The following is a 1,865-nucleotide window of genomic DNA, read 5'->3' as shown; positions in this document are numbered from 1 at the left end:
TTGCTCGGTCAGCTCTACCACTGCCTGCACAACCGGCAGCTCTTCGACGAGCATCACGCATTCACCTCCTTCTCAGCAGCTCCAGCCGCCGCAGCTTGACTTCTTAGGCACGTGAGATGTCTCTCAGGGGCGCGGGGGCGCGGGGCCCGTGTTCACTGCACGGTCCACCGGACGCCCGCTACCCGCTCCGTACGCACGCGCCGGTCGCGCAGGCGTCGAGCCAGGCGTACCAGTCGGCGTCGTACCGCGTGCCGATGGTCCCGGTCAGATGGCGGCGGGCGGCCTCCCAGTCGCCCGCTCGGTACGCGTCCAGCACCGTGGCCACGTCCCCGGGGCGCTCCTCCAGCATGTACCGGACGGCCAGATAGCCCCAGCGGTAGACGCGGGCGGTGTCCCCGTTCCCGTAGGTGGTGTCGAACAGTTCGCTGAGCGGATAGGTCTTCCGGCCCGCCTCCTCGATCGCCTCGTCGTAGCGCAGCCCGCGGTACGAGTACGAGATGTACTCCGCGATGCCCTCGATCCACCAGACGGTGGGGGTGGACACCCCGGCCTCGAAGTCGCCGTACATCGTGAACCGGCCGTCGAGGTAGTGGGTGTACTCGTGGTTGAGGTTCCAGATCTGGAATCCGGGGCGCAGCCACTCCGCCTCGTAGGCGATGAAGCGGGGGAGGTTGCCGTCGGCCGACGGGTCGCCCTCCAGGTACATGCCGCCGTTGTCGGTGTCGATGCCGTAGATGACGCCCGCGTACGTCTGGTAGTCGGTGCTGGAGTCGAAGACGACGACCTCGACGCGGGTGTTCCTGTCGTCCCGCACGGGCCCCTCGTGCCGGGTGACCCGGTGGAAGTACGCGTCCTGGCCGCGCAGGCTGGTGCAGGCGGAGCGGACGTTCCCGGCGTCCATGTCCTGGGCGGCGAAGCTGATGCTGTCGCCGCATGGCGCCCGGTCGTCCAGCACGGCGGCCTTCAGCCGCTCGGCGAGGTCGCAGACGCCGTAGTACGCGCAGTTGTCCGCGTCGTACGCGTCGGCCATCTCCGCGACGCCCACCCACAGCGGGGCCGTCCGCCCGGTCATCGCGCTCGCGTCGAGCAGGCCCCGCGCCAGCGGGCGCACCTGCTGCCGCAGCGGCGCGTGCTGGAGGAACCGGCCCAGCTCCCGCCCGGCGTTGGCGGTGAGGTACGCGCGCTCGCCGCCCAGCAGGTCGCCGTGGTCCCGGGCGAAGGCGTCCAGGGTGTCCAGGACACCGGGGTCGCGCTGGACGGCCTGGCGGAAGTCCGGCATCTGGTGGCCGCGCCACAGCACCGTGTAGACGTTGTTGACGGCGTTGAGCATCCACCACTTGTCGTCGTAGGAGCTGTCGTAGCCGCGCAGCAGGCGCTCCACGACGTGCAGATAGCGGGCGTTCTCCGCGGCGCTGTCGACGAGGGTGACCGCCTCGGCCAGCGTCTCGCCGTTGGCGTCCGTGACGTCCCAGGCGTGCTCGGCGGCGAAGAACGCGTCCAGGCCGCCCCGGATCGCGGCCCGCAGCGCGGGCCCGTACTCGCCCACGTCCTGCTCGTGGTACCAGTGCACGTAGTAGCCGGCCCGCAGGAAGAGGGCGAGCTGCGGCATGCCGGTGCCGGCGTCGCCGGGGTAGTCGGCGGAGCCTTGGCGCAGCGCGTCGGCGGCGGTCACCATCTGCGCCTCCCGGAACGCGCCGCGCGCCTCGTCCCCGGTGAGGCCGAAGAGGGTGCCGACGCACGCGGTGGTCGAGGAGGTGATCTGCTCGACCAGCGCGGCGCCGGTGCGGGCGAAGTCGGCGGGGGAACAGGCGGCTTCGGCGGTGCTGTCCGGTGCGGCCCCGCGCATCGAGGGGCGGGGGTGGGAC

Annotated in this window: 1 pseudogene; it reads right to left on the bottom strand. The window is 71.5% G+C overall.

The annotated features are described in order from the left end of the window. Positions 1-181 precede the first annotated feature (181 nt). Positions 182-1,865 (bottom strand): annotated as a pseudogene (locus G5C65_RS36505) (collagenase); the annotation flags it as partial.

Source organism: Streptomyces boncukensis, from assembly GCF_011045075.1.
In the GTDB taxonomy this organism is placed as follows: Bacteria; Actinomycetota; Actinomycetes; order Streptomycetales; family Streptomycetaceae; genus Streptomyces; species Streptomyces boncukensis.
The sequence above is the reverse complement of the archived record's forward strand: the minus strand, read 5'-3'. Positions and strand labels throughout refer to the sequence as shown.